We start from the raw sequence: 21,212 nt of genomic DNA, 5'->3' as shown, positions 1-21,212 counted from the left end.
TGCCCTGATACCACACGGTATTAAGGCGTTGCCTGAAGGTAGGACGGAGCAGAGAGGATGCACAATTGTGCTGCGCCGTTCAGGTCAAGAAAGTGTCGCTGCCTGATGTCGAAAATCAGTAGGAGGGGCGACACCATAAAACAGGATGACAACCATGTCCGATCGAATCGATAGAGACGTGATTAATGCGCTAATTGCAGGCCATTTTGCGGATCCTTTTTCCGTACTCGGAATGCACCAGACCACTGCCGGGCTTGAAGTCCGCGCGCTTTTACCTGACGCCACCGAAGTGTGGGTTATTGAACCTAAAACCGGACGCAAAGTCAGCAAACTGGACTGCCTGGACTCACGCGGTTTTTTCAGTGGTGTATTACCTCGCCGTAAAAATCCTTTTCGTTACCAGTTGGCTGTTGTCTGGCATGGACAGCAGAACCTGATTGATGATCCTTACCGTTTTGGTCCACTGATTCAGGATATGGATGCCTGGCTGTTGTCCGAAGGGACTCACCTGCGGCCTTATGAAACACTGGGGGCGCATGCGGATACGATGGATGGCGTCACAGGAACCCGCTTCTCCGTCTGGGCGCCAAACGCCCGTCGCGTTTCCGTTGTGGGACAATTCAACTTCTGGGATGGCCGTCGCCACCCGATGCGTCTGCGTAAAGAGAGCGGGATTTGGGAACTGTTTATCCCCGGCGCACAGAATGGTCAGCTCTACAAATATGAGATGATCGACGCCAACGGCAATTTGCGGGTGAAAGCCGACCCCTACGCCTTTGAAGCACAGATGCGTCCGGAAACTGCCTCGCTCATTTGCGGTCTGCCTGAAAAAGTGGTGCAACCCGAAGAACGTAAAAAGGCGAATCAGTTCGATGCACCTATCTCAATCTATGAAGTGCATTTAGGATCGTGGCGCCGCCATACCGACAACAACTTTTGGCTGAGCTATCGCGAGCTCGCCGACCAGCTTATTCCGTACGTGAAGTGGATGGGGTTTACCCATCTCGAACTGTTGCCGGTAAATGAGCACCCCTTTGACGGAAGCTGGGGATATCAGCCTACCGGACTGTATGCGCCGACCCGTCGCTTTGGGACGCGTGATGACTTCCGTTACTTCGTTAACGCCGCGCACCAGGCGGGCCTGAACGTGATTCTTGACTGGGTGCCAGGTCACTTTCCGTCTGATGATTTCGGCCTTGCGGAGTTTGATGGCACCAACCTGTACGAGCACAGTGACCCGCGCGAAGGTTATCACCAGGACTGGAACACTCTGATCTACAACTATGGACGCCGTGAAGTCAGCAACTATCTGGTGGGTAATGCCCTTTACTGGATTGAGCGCTTTGGCATTGATGCGCTGCGCGTCGACGCGGTGGCATCAATGATTTATCGCGACTACAGCCGCAAGCAGGGGGAGTGGATCCCGAACGAATTCGGTGGGCGTGAAAACCTGGAAGCGATCGAGTTCTTACGCAATACCAACCGCATTCTTGGTGAACAAGTGCCGGGCGCGGTGAGCATGGCGGAAGAGTCGACGGATTTTGCGGGGGTCTCTCGTCCACAGGACATGTGCGGCCTGGGGTTCTGGTACAAGTGGAACCTCGGCTGGATGCACGACACCCTCGACTACATGAAGCTGGATCCGGTTTATCGTCAGTATCACCACGACAAACTGACCTTCGGCATGCTGTACAACTACACCGAGAACTTTGTTCTGCCGCTGTCGCATGACGAAGTGGTTCACGGCAAGAAATCCATCCTTGACCGGATGCCGGGCGACGCGTGGCAGAAGTTTGCCAACCTGCGTGCCTATTACGGCTGGATGTGGGCCTTCCCAGGCAAGAAGCTGCTGTTTATGGGCAATGAGTTTGCCCAAGGGCGCGAATGGAACCACGACAGCAGCCTTGACTGGCATCTGCTGGAGGGCGGCGATAACTGGCATCATGGCGTTCAGCGTCTGGTGCGCGATCTCAACCTGACCTATCGCCACCATAAAGCGCTGCATGAGCTCGACTTCGATCCCTATGGTTTTGAATGGCTGGTGGTTGACGATCATGAACGGTCGGTGCTGATCTTTGTCCGCCGTGATAAGGCTGGCAACGAAATTATTGTCGCCAGCAACTTTACGCCGGTGCCGCGTCACGGATACCGCTTTGGCGTTAACCAGCCGGGCAAATGGCGCGAAATTCTCAACACCGACTCCATGCACTACCACGGCAGCAATGTGGGTAACGGTGGGGCGGTGCATACCGACGACATTACCAGTCACGGGCGTCCGCAATCACTGAGCCTCACATTGCCGCCGCTGTCGACCATCTGGCTGGTCCGGGAGGGTGAATGACGCAACTGGTCACCGGTAAGGCTACTCCGCATGGCGCAACCTATGACGGGCACGGCGTAAACTTCACGCTTTTTTCCGCACATGCGGAGCGCGTTGAACTGTGCGTGTTTGATGACTCGGGCAACGAGCGGCGCTATGACCTGCCGGGGCGTACCGGTGATGTCTGGCACGGTTATCTGGCCGATGCCCGCCCTGGTCTACGCTATGGGTATCGCGTGCATGGACCGTGGCAGCCAGAGCAAGGGCACTGGTTTAATCCGGCGAAGCTGCTTCTCGACCCCTGTGCGCGTCGCGTGGAGGGCGCGTTGAAAGATGATCCGTTGCTGCATGTGGGTTATGACGCGCCGGATCAGCGTGACAATGCGGCCATTGCGCCGAAGGGGGTGGTGACGGTTGAAAACTATGACTGGGAAGATGACACGCCCCCGCGTACGCCGTGGGGCAAAACGGTTATCTATGAAGCGCATGTCAAAGGCTTAACGTACCTGCACCCGCAGATCCCAGCACAGCTTCGCGGCACGTACAAAGCCCTCGGCCATCCGGTGATGATTGATTACCTGAAGCGACTCGGTATTACCGCGCTGGAACTGCTGCCCGTGGCGCATTTCGCCAGTGAACCGCGTCTGCAACGGTTGGGGTTGTCAAACTATTGGGGTTACAACCCGGTGGCGTTATTTGCGCTGCATCCGGCCTATGCCTGCTCGCCTGAGACCGCGCTGGATGAGTTTCGTGACGCCATCAAAGCGTTACACAGAGCGGGTATTGAGGTCATTCTCGATATCGTACTCAACCACAGCGCCGAGCTGGATCTCGACGGACCGACTTTCTCCCTGCGCGGAATCGACAACCGTAGCTATTATTGGATCAGGGAGGATGGTGATTACCACAACTGGACCGGTTGCGGTAACACGCTCAATCTCAGTCATCCTGGTGTGGTGGAGTTCGCTTGTGAATGTCTGCGCTATTGGGTCGAAACCTGTCACGTCGACGGATTTCGTTTCGATCTGGCATCGGTTATGGGGCGCACGCCGGCGTTTCGCCAGGATGCGCCGCTGTTTACCGCGATCAGGCAGTGTCCGGTACTCTCCGGCGTGAAACTCATCGCGGAACCGTGGGACATTGGTGCTGGAGGGTATCAGGTCGGGAATTTCCCCGCGCCGTTTGCGGAATGGAACGATCATTTTCGCGATGCGTCACGCCGGTTCTGGCTACAGCAAAATCTGTCGCTTGGCGAGTTTGCCGGACGGTTTGCGGCGTCCAGCGATGTATTTAAGCGAGACGGCCGCAAGCCCTCTGCTTCCGTCAATCTGGTGACTGCGCATGACGGTTTTACGCTCAGAGACTGCGTTTGTTTCAATCTGAAACACAATGAGGCGAACGGAGAGGAAAATCGGGACGGAACCGACAACAACCACAGTAACAATCATGGTAAAGAAGGATTAGGCGGTACGCTGGAGATCATCGAGCGTCGGCGCGACAGTGTTCACGCGTTGTTGACGACGCTTTTGCTTTCTCAGGGGACGCCCATGCTGTTGGCTGGTGACGAACACGGTCACAGCCAGCACGGCAACAACAATGCTTATTGCCAGGACAATGCGTTGACCTGGCTGGACTGGTCGCAGGCGAGTGAGGGATTAATCGACTTTACCGCCGCATTGATTCACCTGCGCCAGCAAATCCCGGCCCTGGTGGGAGACCAGTGGTGGGAGGAAGGTGATGGAAACGTGCGTTGGCTTAACCGCTATGCAAAACCATTGAGTGCGCAGGAGTGGCAAAACGGGCCGAAGCAGATGCAAATCCTGCTATCGGAAAGCTGTCTTATCACCATTAATGCCACGCTTGATGTAACGGAAATTGTATTACCTGAAGGGGAGTGGCGCGCCGTTCCCCCGTTTGCCGGAGAGGATAATCCGGTAATTACGGCTGTCTGGCCGGGACCTGCGCACGGATTGTGTGTGTTCCAGAGATGATCAAAAAGGAGTTAGTCATGGTGAGTTTAGAGAAGAACGACCGTTTAATGTTGGCGCGCCAGTTGCCATTGAAATCAGTTGCTCTGATTCTGGCGGGAGGACGTGGCACTCGTCTGAAGGATTTAACCAACAAGCGCGCTAAGCCGGCCGTTCACTTTGGCGGTAAGTTTCGCATTATCGATTTTGCCTTATCGAACTGCATTAACTCCGGGATCCGCCGTATCGGCGTGATCACGCAATATCAGTCTCACACTTTGGTACAGCATATTCAGCGCGGCTGGTCGTTCTTTAGCGAAGAGATGAACGAATTTGTAGATTTGCTGCCAGCCCAGCAACGTATGCAGGGCGAAAACTGGTATCGCGGTACGGCAGACGCAGTGACGCAGAACCTCGATATCATCCGCCGTTATAAAGCGGAATACGTGGTGATCCTTGCTGGCGACCATATCTACAAGCAGGATTACTCGCGCATGCTAATCGACCACGTTGAAAAAGGGGCGCGCTGCACCGTGGCCTGTATGCCGGTGCCGATCGAAGAAGCCAGCGCGTTCGGCGTGATGGCGGTCGACGAAAATGACAAGATCATTGAATTTGTTGAAAAACCAGCGAATCCACCTGCGATGCCTGGTGATGCAACCAAATCGCTCGCCAGCATGGGGATCTACATTTTTGATGCAGATTATCTCTATGAACTGCTGGAAAAAGATGACGGCAACGACGCATCAAGCCATGACTTTGGCAAAGATATTATTCCGACAGTCACCAAAGCTGGCATGGCCTATGCACATCCTTTCCCATTGTCCTGCGTGCAGTCGGATCCGGAGTCTGAACCGTACTGGCGTGACGTCGGAACGCTGGAGGCTTACTGGAAAGCGAACCTCGATCTGGCTTCCGTTACGCCTGAACTGGATATGTACGATCAGAACTGGCCGATTCGCACGCATATGGAATCGCTTCCGCCTGCGAAGTTTGTCCAGGACCGCTCTGGTAGCCACGGCATGACGCTGAACTCGCTGGTGTCCGGTGGCTGTATTATTTCCGGCTCGGTGGTGGTGCAGTCCGTTCTGTTCCCGCGCGTGCGGGTGAATTCATTCTGTAATATTGATTCCGCAGTGTTGTTGCCTGAAGTCTGGGTGGGGCGTTCATGTCGCCTGCGCCGATGCATTATCGATCGTGCCTGCATTATTCCTGAAGGCATGGTGATTGGCGAAAATGCGGAAGAAGATGCCCGTCGCTTCTACCGTTCCGAAGAAGGCATTGTGCTGGTGACGCGTGAAATGCTGCGCAAACTGCAGGTCAAACAGGAGTGAGAATGCAGGTTTTACATGTATGTTCGGAGATGTTCCCCCTGCTGAAAACAGGTGGTCTGGCAGATGTTATTGGCGCATTACCGGCGGCGCAAATCGCGGATGGCGTGGACGCCCGCGTGCTGCTGCCTGCTTTTCCTGATATCCGCCGTGGGGTGACCGATGCGCAGGTAGTTACACGTCGCGATACCTTCGCGGGCAGGATTAGCCTGTTGTTTGGTCATTACAACGGTGTCGGTATTTACCTGATTGATGCCCCGCATCTTTACGATCGTCCGGGGAGCCCGTATCACGATACGAACCTGTTTGCGTATAGCGATAACGTACTGCGTTTTGCCCTGTTGGGATGGGTGGGCAGTGAAATGGCCTGTGGCCTTGACCCATTCTGGCGCCCGGATGTGGTGCACGCGCACGACTGGCATGCAGGTCTGGCGCCTGCTTATCTGGCGGCGCGTGGTCATCCGGCGAAATCGGTCTTTACCGTGCACAACCTTGCGTATCAGGGCATGTTTTATGCTCATCACATGAACGACATCCAGTTGCCCTGGTCATTCTTTAACATGCACGGCCTGGAGTTTAACGGTCAGATTTCGTTCCTGAAGGCCGGTCTGTACTATGCTGACCATATTACAGCGGTAAGCCCAACCTATGCGCGGGAGATAACCGAACCGCAGTTTGCCTACGGTATGGAAGGGCTGTTGCAACAGCGCCACCGTGAAGGGCGTCTTTCTGGTGTGCTGAACGGGGTGGATGAGAAGATCTGGAACCCGGAAACAGACCTCTTGCTGGCATCACGCTACACACGGGATTCGCTGGAAGAAAAAGCCGAGAATAAGCGCCAGCTCCAGATTGCGATGGGGCTGAAAGTTAACGACAAAGTGCCGCTGTTTGCCGTCGTCAGTCGCCTGACCAGCCAGAAAGGGCTGGATCTGGTGCTGGAGGCATTACCTGGTTTGCTGGAGCAGGGTGGGCAACTGGCGCTGCTCGGGGCGGGCGACCCGGTGTTGCAGGAAGGTTTTCTTGCGGCGGCGGCGGAGTATCCCGGCCAGGTCGGCGTGCAGATTGGTTATCACGAGGCTTTCTCGCACCGCATCATGGGCGGCGCCGACGTTATCCTGGTGCCCAGTCGTTTTGAGCCGTGCGGCTTAACGCAACTCTATGGCCTGAAGTACGGCACGCTGCCGCTGGTACGACGTACCGGTGGGCTGGCGGACACCGTATCAGACAGTTCACTGGAAAATCTTGCCGACGGCATCGCCAGTGGGTTTGTGTTTGAGGACAGCAATGCCTGGTCTCTGTTGCGTGCGATTCGACGCGCTTTCGTGTTGTGGTCTCGACCTTCGCTCTGGCGGTTTGTGCAACGGCAAGCGATGGCGATGGATTTTAGCTGGCAAGTCGCGGCGAAGTCATACCGCGAGCTTTACTATCGCTTGAAATAGATATTCAGGAATCATCATTATGAATGCTCCATTTACCTATGCATCGCCGACATTGAGCGTCGAAGCGCTTAAGCACTCTATCGCTTACAAGCTGATGTTCACGATTGGTAAAGACCCGGTCATTGCCAATAAGCATGAATGGCTGAACGCGACGCTGTTTGCGGTGCGCGATCGTCTTGTGGAGCGCTGGCTGCGTTCTAATCGTGCCCAACTGTCCCAGGAAACCCGCCAGGTCTATTACCTGTCGATGGAGTTTCTGATTGGACGAACCCTTTCCAACGCCTTGTTATCGCTTGGCATTTATGACGATGTGAAAGGCGCGCTGGAAGAGATGGGTTTAGATCTCGAAGAGCTCATCGACGAAGAAAATGACCCCGGTCTGGGTAACGGCGGTCTTGGCCGACTGGCCGCCTGTTTCCTCGATTCACTGGCAACCTTAGGGCTGCCCGGACGCGGTTACGGTATTCGCTATGACTACGGAATGTTCAAGCAGAATATTGTCGATGGCCGGCAGAAAGAGTCTCCCGATTACTGGCTGGAATATGGCAACCCGTGGGAATTTAAGCGCCATAACACACGTTATAAAGTGCGGTTTGGCGGGCGTATTCAGCAGGAAGGCAAAAAAACGCGCTGGATTGAAACCGAAGAGATCCTCGCCGTGGCCTATGACCAGATTATCCCCGGCTATGATACCGACGCCACGAATACCTTGCGCTTGTGGAATGCGCAAGCCAGTAGCGAAATTAACCTCGGTAAATTCAACCAGGGCGACTATTTTGCGGCGGTGGAAGATAAAAACCATTCTGAGAACGTATCGCGCGTGCTCTATCCGGATGATTCCACCTACTCCGGGCGTGAGCTGCGTCTGCGACAGGAGTATTTTCTGGTTTCTTCGACGGTACAGGACATCCTTAGCCGTCACTATCAATTGCACAAAACCTACGACAATCTCGCGGACAAGATCGCCATTCACCTGAATGACACGCACCCGGTCCTGTCGATCCCGGAACTCATGCGTTTGCTGATTGATGAGCATAAGTTCACCTGGGACGACGCGTTCGAAGTCTGTTGCCAGGTCTTCTCTTACACTAACCATACGTTGATGAGCGAAGCGCTGGAAACCTGGCCGGTGGACATGCTGGGCAAAATTCTGCCGCGCCATCTGCAAATTATCTTTGAAATCAACGACTACTTCCTGAAAACATTGCAGGAGCAGTATCCGAACGATACGGGTCTGCTGGGACGGGCGTCGATCATCGATGAGTCTAACGGCCGCCGTGTGCGCATGGCGTGGCTGGCGGTCGTGGTGAGCCATAAGGTGAATGGTGTCTCCGGGCTGCACTCAAATCTGATGGTGCAATCGCTGTTCGCCGATTTTGCAGCCATTTTCCCGACCCGTTTTTGCAATGTGACGAATGGCGTTACGCCGCGCCGCTGGCTGGCGGTGGCGAATCCGCCGCTCTCTGAAGTGCTGGACGAGAACATTGGTCGCACATGGCGCACCGATCTGAGCCAGTTACACGAACTCGAACAGCACTGTGATTTCCCGATGGTTAATCACGCGGTGCGTCAGGCGAAGCTGGAAAACAAAAAGCGGCTGGCGACCTTTATCGCCCAGCAGCTCAATGTGGTGGTAAACCCGAAATCGCTGTTTGACGTCCAGATCAAACGTATTCACGAGTACAAACGTCAGTTGATGAACGTGCTGCACGTCATCACCCGCTATAACCGCATCAAGGCCGATCCTGATGCACAGTGGGTGCCGCGAGTGAATATTTTCGCCGGTAAGGCCGCCTCGGCGTATTACATGGCGAAGCACATTATTCACCTGATTAACGATGTCGCGAAGGTTATCAACAACGATCCGCAGATCGGCGACAAGCTGAAAGTGGTGTTTATCCCGAATTACAGCGTCAGTCTGGCGCAACTGATCATTCCTGCGGCGGATCTGTCTGAGCAGATTTCGCTGGCGGGGACGGAAGCCTCCGGCACCAGTAATATGAAGTTTGCGTTGAACGGTGCATTGACCATCGGCACGCTGGACGGTGCAAACGTCGAGATGCTGGAACACGTAGGCGAGGAGAATATCTTTATCTTTGGTAACACGGCGGAACAGGTGGAAGAACTGCGCAGGCAGGGCTACAAGCCGCGTGATTACTATGAAAAAGATGAAGAGCTACATCAGGTGCTGACGCAGATCGGCAGCGGTATGTTTAGCCCGGATGAACCTGGGCGCTACCGTGATCTGGTGGATTCACTGATCAACTTTGGCGACCACTATCAGGTGCTGGCGGACTATCGCAGCTATGTCGATTGTCAGGACAAGGTCGATGAATTGTATGGTCGTCCGGAAGAGTGGACCTCGAAAGCGATGCTCAATATCGCCAACATGGGCTACTTCTCCTCTGACAGGACCATCAAGGAATATGCTGACCACATCTGGCATATCGATCCAGTGCGGTTGTAAGTCGCGATGCCGGGGGCGCTTCGCTTGCCCGGCCTACGTTCGAACAGTAGGCCGGATAAGGCGCCAGCGCCATCCGGCATTTTGCCATTACGACGCCAGCGAAAGCTGGTGTTTTTCTATATATGCCGCCAGCCACTGGGTCATGCGGGACTGCTGTTCGGCGTTGAGCCACATGCCTTCTTTCGTGCGACGCCATAGCGCATCGTCCGCGCGGCGAACCCATTCGTGATCCACCAGATATTTCAGCTCTGCTTCGTAGAATTCATGACCGAAATTTTCGCCCAGGTCAGCGACCGTCGTCGCTTCACCGAGGATCCACTCCGTATTGCTGCCGTAGGTCCGCGAGAAGTGGCGTGCCAGCGATTCCGTCAGGAAAGGATAACGACGACGTAGTTTCGCCGCGTAGTCTTCGCGGTCGCCGCCGATTTCGCCACCAGGCAGCACGCAGTCTTTCGTCCATGCCGGACCAATGCCCTGATAGTACGATGACAGTTTTTCCATCGCATGTTCGGCGAGTTTACGATACGTCGTCAGCTTACCGCCGAAGACAGAAAGCAGCGGCGCTTTGCCGTTTTCGTCATGAATATCCAGCGTGTAATCACGGGTGATGGCCTGCGGTGAATCCGACTCGTCATCGCACAGCGGGCGCACACCGGAGTAGGTCCAGACGATATCATCACGGCCAAGCTGCTTCTTAAAGTGCGCGTTGTACACTTTCAGCAGGTAATTGATTTCGCTTTCGTCGATTTTTACCGCTTTCGGGTCGCCGTTATATTCAACGTCAGTGGTGCCGATGATCGAGAACTCATCCATCCACGGAATGACAAACACAATGCGCTTGTCTTCGTTTTGCAGAATGTAGGCCTGTTTTTGCGAGTGGACGCGCGGCACCACGATGTGGCTGCCTTTGATCAGGCGAATGCCGTACGGCGAAGGCAGATGCATGCCTTCGTCGAAGAACTCTTTCACCCACGGACCGGTGGCGTTAACCAGCCCGCGCGCCTGCCAGGTGTATTTCTTACCGGTGTCGATATCTTCGGCTTCAACAATCCACAGACCATTTTCGCGGCGCGCGGAGGTTGCGCGAGTGCGGGTCAACACTTCCCCACCTTTACGTACCACCATCTGGGCATTTGCCAGCACCAGACGTGCATCATCTACCCAGCAGTCAGAATATTCGAAACCGCGCACGATTTCAGGTTTCAGCACTGACTCTGCGCCAAAACGCAACCCGGTAGAGCCCGGTAAACTGGTGCGTTTACCCAGGTGATCGTACATAAACAGGCCAATGCGGATCATCCACGCCGGACGCAGGTGCGGACGGTGCGGTAAACGAAAACGCATCGGGAAGGCAATGTGTGGAGCCATTTTCAACAGCACTTCACGTTCAGCCAGCGCTTCGCTGACCAGACGAAATTCGTAGTGTTCCAGATAGCGCAAGCCACCGTGAATGAGTTTAGAACTGGCAGAGGAGGTAGCGCACGCAAGATCCTGCGCTTCCAGCATCAGCACGGATAAACCGCGTCCAGCGGCATCTGCCGCGATACCGGCACCGTTGATGCCTCCACCTATCACAATCAGATCTTTGGTTTCCATGCTGCCCTCTTTCACTTTCGTTATGGCTCATAAATGTTCGTTATCGAGCATAATAGCAAAAAAACTTACTGTTGGTAACATCGAATAAACAATTTACAGTGATACATATAACATTATGGCGTTTCACTCCCGTGGCGACGTAAACTTAGGGGTAACATGCCTGAGAAGCCTCACCTGCACCAGAAAGAAGAGAATGTATGGATCAGTTTGAATGTATTAATGTCGAAGAAGCTCACCAGAAGCTGCAACAGGGCTCGGCAGTGCTGGTTGATATCCGCGATCCGCAAAGTTATGCCATGGGACATACCCCACAGGCGTTTCACCTGACGAATGACACCCTGGGTTCGTTTATGCGCGAACACGATTTCGACACCGTGGTGATGGTGATGTGCTACCACGGCAACAGCAGTAAAGGCGCGGCGCAATATCTGCTCCAGCAAGGCTATGACGCGGTTTACAGCGTTGACGGCGGATTTGACGCCTGGCATCGTCATTTTCCTGCGGAAGTGGCATACGGAGCTTAGGTCAACAAAGAGGCAGCCGGAAGGATGAAGTCTCTATATACTGTCCTCTTTTGTGTGGATGAAGCGACAGCAACAATGTTGATGATTACCTCTTTTGCTAACCCCCGCGTGGCGCAGGCCTTTGTGGATTACATGGCGACACAGGGCGTTATCCTGACCATTCAACAACATCATCAAAGCGATGTCTGGCTGGCGGACGAAGCGCAGACCGAACGCGTACATGCAGAGTTGGCGCGTTTTCTGGAGAATCCTGGCGATCCGCGCTATCTCGCCGCCAGTTGGCAGTCTGGTCAAACCGGGAGTGGCCTGCATTATCGTCGTTTTCCGTTTCTTGCCACGCTGCGTGAGCGTGCGGGTCCTGTCACCTGGCTTATCATGGCTGCCTGCATCCTGGTGTTTATCGTCATGAATATCGTCGGCGATCAAACGGTGATGGTGTGGCTGGCCTGGCCGTTCGATCCTTCTCTGAAGTTCGATGTCTGGCGTTACTTTACGCACGCCTTCATGCACTTTTCGCTGATGCATATCCTCTTTAACTTGCTGTGGTGGTGGTATCTTGGCGGTGCCGTAGAGAAACGTTTAGGCAGCGGCAAACTGATTGTGATTACCGTCATCAGCGCCCTGCTGAGTGGCTACGTACAATATAAATTTAGCGGTCCATGGTTCGGTGGGCTTTCCGGCGTTGTTTATGCGCTGATGGGCTATGTCTGGCTGCGTGGCGAGCGCGATCCTCAAAGCGGCATCTACCTGCAGCGCGGATTGATTATTTTCGCATTGATTTGGATCGTCGCCGGATGGTTTGATTTGTTTGGGATGTCGATGGCCAATGGCGCACATATCGCCGGGCTGGCAGTTGGGTTGGCAATGGCGTTCGCGGATACGATGAATGCGCGAAAACGAACATAGTTCCAGGGAATAACAATGAAACAAACACAACGACATGATGCAATCATTGAGCTGGTAAAAAAACAGGGATACGTCAGTACAGAAGAGCTGGTGGAGCATTTCTCCGTCAGTCCACAAACGATTCGTCGGGACCTTAACGATCTGGCCGATCAGAATATGATTCTCCGCCATCACGGCGGCGCGGCGTTGCCGTCGAGTTCGGTCAATACGCCATGGCACGATCGTAAAGCCACACAGACGGCGGAAAAAGAGCGGATTGCGCGCAAAGTCGCCACGCAGATCCCCAACGGCTCAACGCTGTTCATTGATATTGGCACCACCCCAGAAGCGGTGGCGCACGCGCTGCTCGACCATAGTAATTTGCGTATCGTGACCAACAACCTCAACGTGGCGAACACGCTGATGGTGAAAGAGGATTTTCGCATTATTCTCGCGGGCGGCGAACTGCGTAGCCGTGATGGCGGAATTATTGGCGAAGCGACGCTCGACTTCATTTCCCAGTTCCGCCTGGATTTCGGCATTCTGGGGATCAGCGGCATCGACAGCGATGGCTCACTGCTGGAGTTCGACTATCACGAAGTACGCACCAAGCGCGCGATCATTGAGAACTCCCGCCACGTCATGCTGGTGGTGGACCATTCGAAGTTCGGCCGTAATGCGATGGTGAACATGGGCAGCATCAGCCTGGTGGATGCGGTGTATACCGACACTATGCCGCCAGCGGGGGTGCTCCAGGTGATTACCGATAACCATATTCAACTGGAGCTGTGTTAACGCGGTGATGAAAGGGATGCCCGGCCAGTACGAACATGACCGGGCCAAATTACACGCCGTAGCCCATCATTTTCAACAACTGCTGGGCTTGCTGTACCGCATCCTGACGGTGCGCCACCCCGAGTTTCTGATACAGATTACGGATGTGCGTCTTGATCGTCGTCGACGCCACCGCCAGTTCTCCGGCAATCTGCTCGTTGCTGTATCCGGAATAAATTAGCCCCAGAACCTGCCATTCACGCTGGGTCAGCGGGCTGGTACGGATAAGCTCCGGCACCTCCGGATGATTGAGCAGGCGCTCGACAAACCCTTCGTCAAAGTGAGCATATTTGTGGCGGTGATGCTGGTTAATTTCGCGCAAAATGCGCTGTGCGCGGTGTTGATCCAGTTCCGGCAGAGTATTCAACTGAATGAGCTGGCGTAACTGCTGCGCCATGGCCTCGCCTTCAATCACGAAATGGCTGATGAATCCGGTACGGTTGGCGAGTTGCAGAGCGTCGAGCAGGACGCGCTGCGCGTCATTTTTCCGCCCCGCTTGCCAGTACAACTGATTTAGCAGCAGCAGGTTACGGTTCAGATCGCTCATCAGACGCAGGCTGCGCGCATTTTCATTGAGTTCTTCCAGCACGATCTCGGCAGGTTCGAATTCACCCAACAAGATTTGCGCCCTGGCGATGTTACGCCACTGACCTTGCAGGAAGTGGTTGTTGGCGAACTCCGGTTTCGGTGTATGGCGCAGCCAGTTGGCGGCCGCTTTTTTATCGCCGGTCATTTGCCAGTAAATGACGCGTACCTTATCGGCGTTGGAGATCCAGTCGCTATGGTAGTGACCGTTGCCGAGCAGATTCTCCAGACGGTTGAGATGAGTGCGCGCGTTGTCCAGATCGCCTCGCGCCAGCGAGCACTGAACCAACAGCGCCAGACACTGCAACTGCTGCTGCGGCTGAAAAGTGGAGAGCACTTCTATTCCTTTACGCGCAGAGGCTTCGGATTCATCCAGTCTTGCCCAGGCCCACAGGAGCTGGGAACGAATGCGCACCAGAAACTCATGCATCGGCAGTTGTTCGAGGTGCTGCTCTTTCACCAACTGGAACGCTTTCTCCTGCGTTTCCCACGCGGCCTGTAAAAAGCCCTGCGCAAAAAGAATTTCACTCTGCTGCAGCAGACTCCAGAGCGCGTAGTGCCAGACATCATGATGGCGCGCCATCTGCTCGGTTTGCTGCATAAGCGTCAGAGAGCGAGAGAGATCGCCTTTACAGTGCAGCACTTCGCCATGTACGGATGTGGCGACAATTCGACTGTAGAACCAGGCAACAGGTAGTTCATCCAGCGCCAGTTTCGCCAGGCGTTCCGCCTCCTCTGGGTTGCCGTCATTTATCGCTACCTGAGCACGGAGCGCGTTAAATTCGGCGTGCAGCGTGCTGTCCATCACATCCTGAATCTCTTGTTCGGCACGCGCCAGCAATGTGTTCACTTCACTGTAGCGATGCTGACTCTGCATCAGCCAGGCCCGGAGTAACACCAGACGCGGGTTTTCCAGCAGACTTTCCCACGGCAGCGCTTGTAATGACTCTTCCAGTAATGCCAGCTCGCTGTGATTAAACAGCCCCCATGCGTGGTTGAGCAAAATATCGCGCAGCATATGCGCATCACCCGCCGCCAGCGCGTGGTGGATGGCTTCGTTGGGGAAACCCTGCGCCATCCAGCTCTCTGCGGCAGCACGATGAATATCAGGTAATTCCGTCGCCAGTTCCCACTGACAGCGTTGACGCAGAAAACTGCCAAACAGGGGGTGGTAGCTGAACCATTCACCGGTATCATCCATCCGCTGCAAAAATAGCCCCTGACGTTCGATCTCCTCCAGGCGCATCTGACCGTTTTCTTCACCTGTTACGCGAACGATCAGCGCATCGTTCATCGAACGTAACACCGAACTTTTGAGCAGAAAGTGGCGGGTGCTGACATCGACGTTGTCCAGCACTTCATCGACCAGATAATCAGACAGATGGCTGGCATTGATCCCGGCCAGGCGGCGCGCAGACTGATGTGCCGAGTGGTTATTTTGTCGCGCGGAGAGGGCGATAAGCTGTAATGCGGTTGCCCAACCTGCCACATCGTCACACATCCGGCTGGTTTCGGCGGCTTCGATAGGGGAGGACAAACGACAGTCAAAAAATTGTTTCGCTTCCTGATGATTAAAGGCCAGTTGTTGACTGCCAATCTCCAGAAGCTGATCGCGCACGCGCAGGTTGGCGATGCCTAACTGCGGTAAATTTCGCGACAGCACCACCAGCGTAAGATTTTCAGGCTGGTGGCGCAGGAAAAAGCGCATAGATTCATGAATCACCGGGTTAGTGATCAGATGATAATCGTCGATAACCAGATACAGCGGGCGATGCCACTCCGCCAGCTCAATAAACAATTGAGCAAAAAGCGAAGTCAGGCTGACATACTGACGTTTTTGCACCATCACTTCGCTGGTGGTGCAGTGGCCGTTGGTGGCCTGTTGCACAGCGGCAATCAGATAGCTGGCAAAACGTTCCTGTTGGTTATCTCCCTCATCCAGGGAGTACCAGCCCAGTTCGTTCTTGCCCGCAGCCCATTGTGAAATAAGCGTGGTTTTCCCATAACCTGCAGGACTTGTGATCAGGACCAACCTGAAATTGTTCGCGCCGGAAAGTTTAGCCAACAGGCGCTCACGGACCACCGTATGGTCGAGTCGAACCGGACGACTTAGTTTAGACGGAATCAACATAGTTAACATTTCACTGTGGCAAATGGGGAGGTGCGATTTTTTTTGCGCTTCGTAATTAATAGATATAAGGTCGGTCAGAAAACATCTTATTGCAAGTTAAGTGGGTTTTTAGTGTTTCTGAATTTGCACTATGTCACAAATCTTAATAACAGTAACAGAAACCGCTTTCATTAAGTCGTGAGGCGCACGCTGTCTGGTCTGGAAGGGGAATGTAAATGAGAGAATGAGCGCGATTTTATTGGTAATCGTATTCACTTTTTTAACCAAAGAGGCGCTATAACGTGACGGAGATATAACTTTTGTGAATATACTCCAATGACGTTTTGATATTTCAGGTTAGAAACTATTTCTCTGTTTACATATTCTGCATTAATTCTTTTAGGCTATTTATTTCCTGAATTGAATCAATCCGCGAATCCGCTCAAATAATCACCATATGCGCTACCTTTAAGTGGCGTCGATCACATTTTTACGCTCATCCCCGGTCCTCCTCCCCGCCTAATCCATGGTGGGATGAGGAAGGTCAACATTGAGCCAGGCAAACTAGCGATAACGTTGTTTTATTACCAAAGGACCCGGAATTCCTATGTCACAGCCTACTTTCAATCAAGAGCAATTTCAGGCAGCCCTGACACGTCAGTGGCAGCGTTTCGGTTTACTGTCAGCTCAAGAGATGACATCCCGTCAATGGTGGCAGGCGGTCAGTGGTGCGCTGTCAGAACTCCTCAGCGCACAGCCAGCCGCAAAACCGGCAAAAAATCAGCGCCACGTGAACTACATCTCAATGGAGTTCCTGATTGGCCGTCTGACGGGGAATAACCTGCTTAACCTTGGCTGGTATCAGGGGGTGAGCGATGCGCTGAAAGCGTACGATGTCAACCTGACCGATCTACTAGAAGAAGAGATCGACCCGGCGTTGGGCAACGGGGGATTGGGGCGCCTTGCCGCCTGTTTCCTTGACTCGATGGCGACCGTTGGTCAGTCGGCGACCGGTTATGGCCTGAATTATCAGTATGGCCTGTTCCGTCAATCTTTTGCTGACGGTCAACAACAAGAAGCGCCGGATGACTGGCATCGTGGCAGCTATCCGTGGTTTCGTCATAACGAACAGCTCGATGTCCAGGTTGGCATTGGCGGGAAGGTGACGAAAGACGGGCGCTGGGAACCCGGCTTTGTCATTACCGGCCAGGCGTGGGATCTGCCGGTGCTCGGCTACCGTAACGGCGTGGCGCAACCGCTGCGTCTGTGGCAGGCCACCCATGCGCATCCGTTTAACCTCACTAAATTTAATGACGGCGATTTCTTGCGCGCAGAGCAGCAGGGCATTGACGCCGATAAACTGACAAAAGTCCTCTACCCGAACGACAACCATACGGCGGGTAAAAAGCTGCGCCTGATGCAGCAATACTTTCAGTGTGCCTGCTCGGTTGCCGATATTCTGCGTCGCCATCATCAGGCCGGACGCAAACTGCGGGAACTGGCGGATTACGAAGTTATCCAGTTGAACGATACCCACCCGACCATTGCGATCCCGGAACTGCTGCGCGTGCTGCTCGACGAACATCAGATGAGCTGGGACGACGCCTGGGCTATCACCAGCAAAACGTTCGCCTATACCAACCATACGCTGATGCCGGAAGCGCTGGAGTGCTGGGATGAGAAACTGGTGAAAGCGCTGCTGCCACGGCATATGCAGATTATTAAAGAGATTAACGATCGCTTTAAGAAACTGGTCGATAAAACCTGGCCGGGTGATAAGCAGGTCTGGGCGAAGCTGGCGGTTGTACACGACAAACAGGTGCGTATGGCGAACATGTGCGTCGTCAGCGGCTTTGCCGTTAACGGCGTGGCGGCGCTGCACTCGGATCTGGTCGTGAAGGATCTGTTCCCGGAATACCATCAGCTTTGGCCGAACAAGTTCCACAACGTGACCAACGGCATCACGCCGCGTCGCTGGATCAAGCAGTGCAACCCGGAACTGGCGGCCTTGTTTGATAAAACGCTGAAGAAAGAGTGGGCGAACGATCTCGATCAGTTGATTAATCTTGAGAAGTACGCCGACGATGCCAAATTCCGCAAGACCTGGCGTGATATCAAGCAGGCAAATAAGGTACGCCTGGCCGAGTTTGTGAAGGTTCGTACCGGGATTGAGATTAACCCACAGGCAATTTTCGACATTCAGATTAAGCGTCTGCACGAATACAAGCGTCAGCACCTGAACCTGTTGCATATCCTGGCGCTGTATAAAGAGATTCGCGAAAACCCGCAGGCTGACCGCGTACCGCGCGTGTTCCTGTTCGGCGCGAAGGCGGCACCGGGTTACTACCTGGCGAAAAACATCATTTTTGCCATTAACAAGGTGGCGGAAACCATCAATAACGATCCAAAAGTCGGCGACAAACTGAAAGTGGTATTCCTGCCGGATTACTGCGTTTCGGCAGCAGAAATGCTGATCCCGGCGGCGGATATCTCTGAGCAGATCTCCACGGCGGGGAAAGAAGCCTCCGGGACCGGCAACATGAAGCTGGCGCTCAATGGTGCGCTGACTGTCGGGACGCTGGATGGTGCGAACGTCGAGATTGCCGAGAAAGTGGGCGACGAAAATATCTTTATCTTTGGTCACACCGTGGAAGAGGTGAAGGCGCTGAAAGCCAAAGGTTATGACCCGGTGAAATGGCGTAAAAAGGATAAAGTACTTGATGCCGTGCTGAAAGAACTGGAAAGCGGTCATTTCAGCGGAGGAGACAAACACGCCTTTGACCAGATGCTGAACAGCATCGGCAAACAGGGTGGCGATCCTTACCTGGTGATGGCGGACTTCGCGGCCTACGTCGAGGCGCAGAAACAGGTAGATGTGCTGTACCGTGACCAGGAGGCCTGGACGCGTGCGGCGATCCTGAACTCTGCGCGTTGCGGTATGTTCAGCTCAGATCGCTCTATCAGGGATTATCAGACCCGTATCTGGCAGGCAAAACGCTAAGGAAGCGCGATGGAGAGCAAACGTCTGGATAACGCCGCGCTGGCGGCGGGGATCAGTCCCGATTACATCAATGCCCACGGTAAACCGCAGTCAATTGGTGCCGAAACCAAGCGACGTTTGCTGGACGCGATGCACCGCACCACCGCCGCCACGACGGTGGCGGTGACGCCCGTGCCGAACGTCATGGTTTATACCGTCGGCAAAAAAATGCCAATGGCGGTGGAAGGAAGCGGTGAATTTAACTGGCTTCTGACGACGGAAGACGGTGAACAGTTTAAGGGGCAGGCCACAGGCGGCAAATCCTTTAACCTGCCGACGAAGCTGCCGCTGGGCTACCACACATTAACCCTGACGCGGGGAGAGCAGCGAAGTCACTGCCGCGTTATCGTCGCCCCTAAACGTTGCTACGAGCCGCAGGCGTTGCTGAACGGGCAGAAACTCTGGGGCGCATGCGTACAGCTTTATACGCTGCGTTCCGATAGCAACTGGGGGATTGGCGATTTCGGCGATCTGAAAGCGATGCTGGTGGATGTGGCAAAACGCGGTGGGGCGTTTATCGGCCTTAACCCAATCCACGCGCTGTACCCGGCAAACCCGGAAAGCGCCAGTCCATACAGCCCCTCTTCGCGCCGCTGGCTTAACGTCATTTATATTGACGTAAATGCCATTGATGATTTTCGCCTGAGTAAAGAAGCGCAGGCCTGGTGGCAGATGCCCGACACGCAGAAAATGCTGCAACAGGCACGCGATGCCCAGTGGGTTGATTACTCGGCGGTCACCACTCTGAAGATGACCGCGCTGCGTATGGCGTGGAAAAGGTTTTCCGCGCGAGACGATGAGCAGATGACGGCGTTCCGGGCGTTCGTTGCTCAGGAAGGCGAGAGTCTTTACTGGCAGGCAGCGTTTGATGCGCTGCATGCCTGGCAGGTGAAAGAAGATGAACTGCGCTGGGGATGGCCGGTCTGGCCGGAAGCTTACCAGTCGGTGGATTCAGCGGAGGTGAAAACCTTCTGTCGCGAACGCAGTGATGAAGTGGATTTTTACCTCTGGCTACAATGGCTGGCGTACAACCAGTTTGCTGCCTGCTGGGAAACCAGCCAGGGCTATAAAATGCCAATTGGTTTGTACCGCGATCTGGCGGTTGGCGTAGCAGAAGGCGGGGCCGAAACCTGGTGCGATCGCGAGCTGTACTGCCTGAAAGCGTCAGTTGGCGCGCCGCCGGATATCCTGGGTCCGCTCGGGCAAAACTGGGGTCTGCCGCCGATGGATCCGCATATCATCACCGCACGCGCCTACGAGCCGTTTATCGAACTTCTGCGAGCGAATATGCAAAACTGCGGCGCGCTGCGTATCGATCACGTTATGTCGATGCTGCGTCTGTGGTGGATCCCCTACGGCGAAACCGCTGACCACGGTGCCTATGTCCATTATCCGGTTGACGATCTGCTGTCTATTCTGGCGCTGGAAAGTCAACGTCATCACTGTATGGTGATTGGCGAAGATCTGGGCACGGTGCCGGTGGAAATCGTCGGTAAACTTCGCACCAGCGGTGTCTACTCCTACAAAGTGCTCTATTTTGAGAATGACCATGAGAAGAACTACCGTGCGCCGAAAGCGTATCCGGAACAATCAATGGCTGTCGCGACGACGCATGATCTTCCTACGCTCAAAGGGTACTGGGAAAGCGGCGACCTGACGCTCGGCAGAGCGCTGGGATTGTATCCCGATGAGGTTGTATTGCGTGGGTTGTATCAGGACAGAGAGCTGGCGAAACAGGGTCTTTTAGACGCACTGCATAAGTACGGTTGCCTGCCAAAACGTGCCGGGCATAAGGCTTCTCTCATGTCGATGACGCCAACGCTCAATCGCGGTATGCAGCGCTATATTGCCGACAGCAACAGTGCGCTGTTAGGGTTGCAGCCGGAGGACTGGCTGGATATGGCGGAGCCAGTCAACATTCCAGGCACCAGCACGCAGTATAAAAACTGGCGTCGTAAGCTGTCTGTTTCTCTTGAAGCGATGTTTGCGGATGAACGCGTGAACAAGCTGATTAAAGATCTGGATAAGCGGCGAAAAGCAGCAGCGAAGAAGAAGTGAAAAAGCCGGGGATTTCCCCGGCTTTTTTATGGTGACTGGAACCGTCCTGATAAGCG

At 54.4% G+C, this 21,212-nt stretch carries 12 protein-coding genes; 10 read left to right on the top strand and 2 right to left on the bottom strand.

The window, feature by feature from the left end; translation table 11 throughout:
• The first annotated feature begins 154 nt into the window (after positions 1-154).
• The 5 genes from glgB to glgP are packed head-to-tail and all read left to right on the top strand — an operon-like array spanning position 155 to position 9,524.
• Positions 155-2,341, top strand: coding sequence for a 1,4-alpha-glucan branching enzyme (glgB, locus tag WB371_RS10055; protein ID WP_336219928.1), 2,187 nt, complete (start codon positions 155-157; stop codon positions 2,339-2,341).
• Entirely contained in the window at positions 2,338-4,311 is a 1,974-nt protein-coding gene (glgX, locus tag WB371_RS10050) for a glycogen debranching protein GlgX (protein ID WP_336219927.1), read from the top strand. Before glgB ends, glgX begins: the two co-directional genes overlap by 4 nt.
• Before the next feature lie 17 nt (positions 4,312-4,328).
• Positions 4,329-5,621, top strand: coding sequence for a glucose-1-phosphate adenylyltransferase (gene glgC, locus WB371_RS10045; RefSeq protein ID WP_336219926.1), 1,293 nt, complete (start codon positions 4,329-4,331; stop codon positions 5,619-5,621).
• A gap of 2 nt (positions 5,622-5,623) precedes the next feature.
• Positions 5,624-7,057 (top strand): glycogen synthase GlgA, encoded by a 1,434-nt coding sequence (gene glgA / locus WB371_RS10040; RefSeq protein ID WP_336219925.1) that lies wholly within the window; start codon positions 5,624-5,626, stop codon positions 7,055-7,057.
• 19 nt (positions 7,058-7,076) lie between these two features.
• Positions 7,077-9,524 (top strand): glycogen phosphorylase, encoded by a 2,448-nt coding sequence (glgP, locus tag WB371_RS10035; RefSeq protein ID WP_336219924.1) that lies wholly within the window; start codon positions 7,077-7,079, stop codon positions 9,522-9,524.
• Positions 9,525-9,611: 87 nt separating this feature from the next.
• Here glgP and glpD read toward each other — a convergent pair whose 3' ends face one another.
• Positions 9,612-11,120 carry a glycerol-3-phosphate dehydrogenase gene (gene glpD, locus WB371_RS10030; protein ID WP_336219923.1) on the bottom strand — a complete coding sequence of 503 codons (1,509 nt, stop codon included), beginning with the start codon at positions 11,118-11,120 and terminating at the stop codon, positions 9,612-9,614.
• 197 nt (positions 11,121-11,317) lie between these two features.
• On the opposite strand from glpD, the gene glpE reads away from it, so the two are divergent.
• From glpE to WB371_RS10015, 3 genes are all read left to right on the top strand, one after another.
• Entirely contained in the window at positions 11,318-11,644 is a 327-nt protein-coding gene (glpE, locus tag WB371_RS10025; RefSeq protein ID WP_336219922.1) for a thiosulfate sulfurtransferase GlpE, read from the top strand.
• 75 nt (positions 11,645-11,719) lie between these two features.
• Entirely contained in the window at positions 11,720-12,550 is an 831-nt protein-coding gene (gene glpG / locus WB371_RS10020; RefSeq protein WP_336220182.1) for a rhomboid family intramembrane serine protease GlpG, read from the top strand.
• Between the two features lie 15 nt (positions 12,551-12,565).
• Positions 12,566-13,324, top strand: a complete 759-nt coding sequence (locus WB371_RS10015) for a DeoR/GlpR family transcriptional regulator (protein ID WP_206163983.1) — start codon at positions 12,566-12,568, stop codon at positions 13,322-13,324.
• 49 nt (positions 13,325-13,373) lie between these two features.
• On the opposite strand, the gene malT is transcribed toward WB371_RS10015, so the two are convergent.
• A complete protein-coding gene (gene malT, locus WB371_RS10010; protein ID WP_336219921.1) occupies positions 13,374-16,079 on the bottom strand; it encodes an HTH-type transcriptional regulator MalT in 2,706 nt (901 codons plus the stop codon).
• A 586-nt stretch (positions 16,080-16,665) separates the two neighbouring features.
• On the opposite strand from malT, the gene malP reads away from it, so the two are divergent.
• A complete protein-coding gene (gene malP, locus WB371_RS10005) occupies positions 16,666-19,059 on the top strand; it encodes a maltodextrin phosphorylase (protein ID WP_336219920.1) in 2,394 nt (797 codons plus the stop codon).
• 9 nt (positions 19,060-19,068) lie between these two features.
• Entirely contained in the window at positions 19,069-21,156 is a 2,088-nt protein-coding gene (gene malQ, locus WB371_RS10000) for a 4-alpha-glucanotransferase (protein WP_336219919.1), read from the top strand.
• The last annotated feature ends 56 nt before the right edge of the window (positions 21,157-21,212 follow it).

Origin of the sequence: Citrobacter amalonaticus, assembly GCF_037053465.1 — a bacterium.
GTDB lineage: Bacteria > Pseudomonadota > Gammaproteobacteria > Enterobacterales > Enterobacteriaceae > Citrobacter_A > Citrobacter_A amalonaticus_H.
The sequence above is the reverse complement of the archived record's forward strand: the minus strand, read 5'-3'. Positions and strand labels throughout refer to the sequence as shown.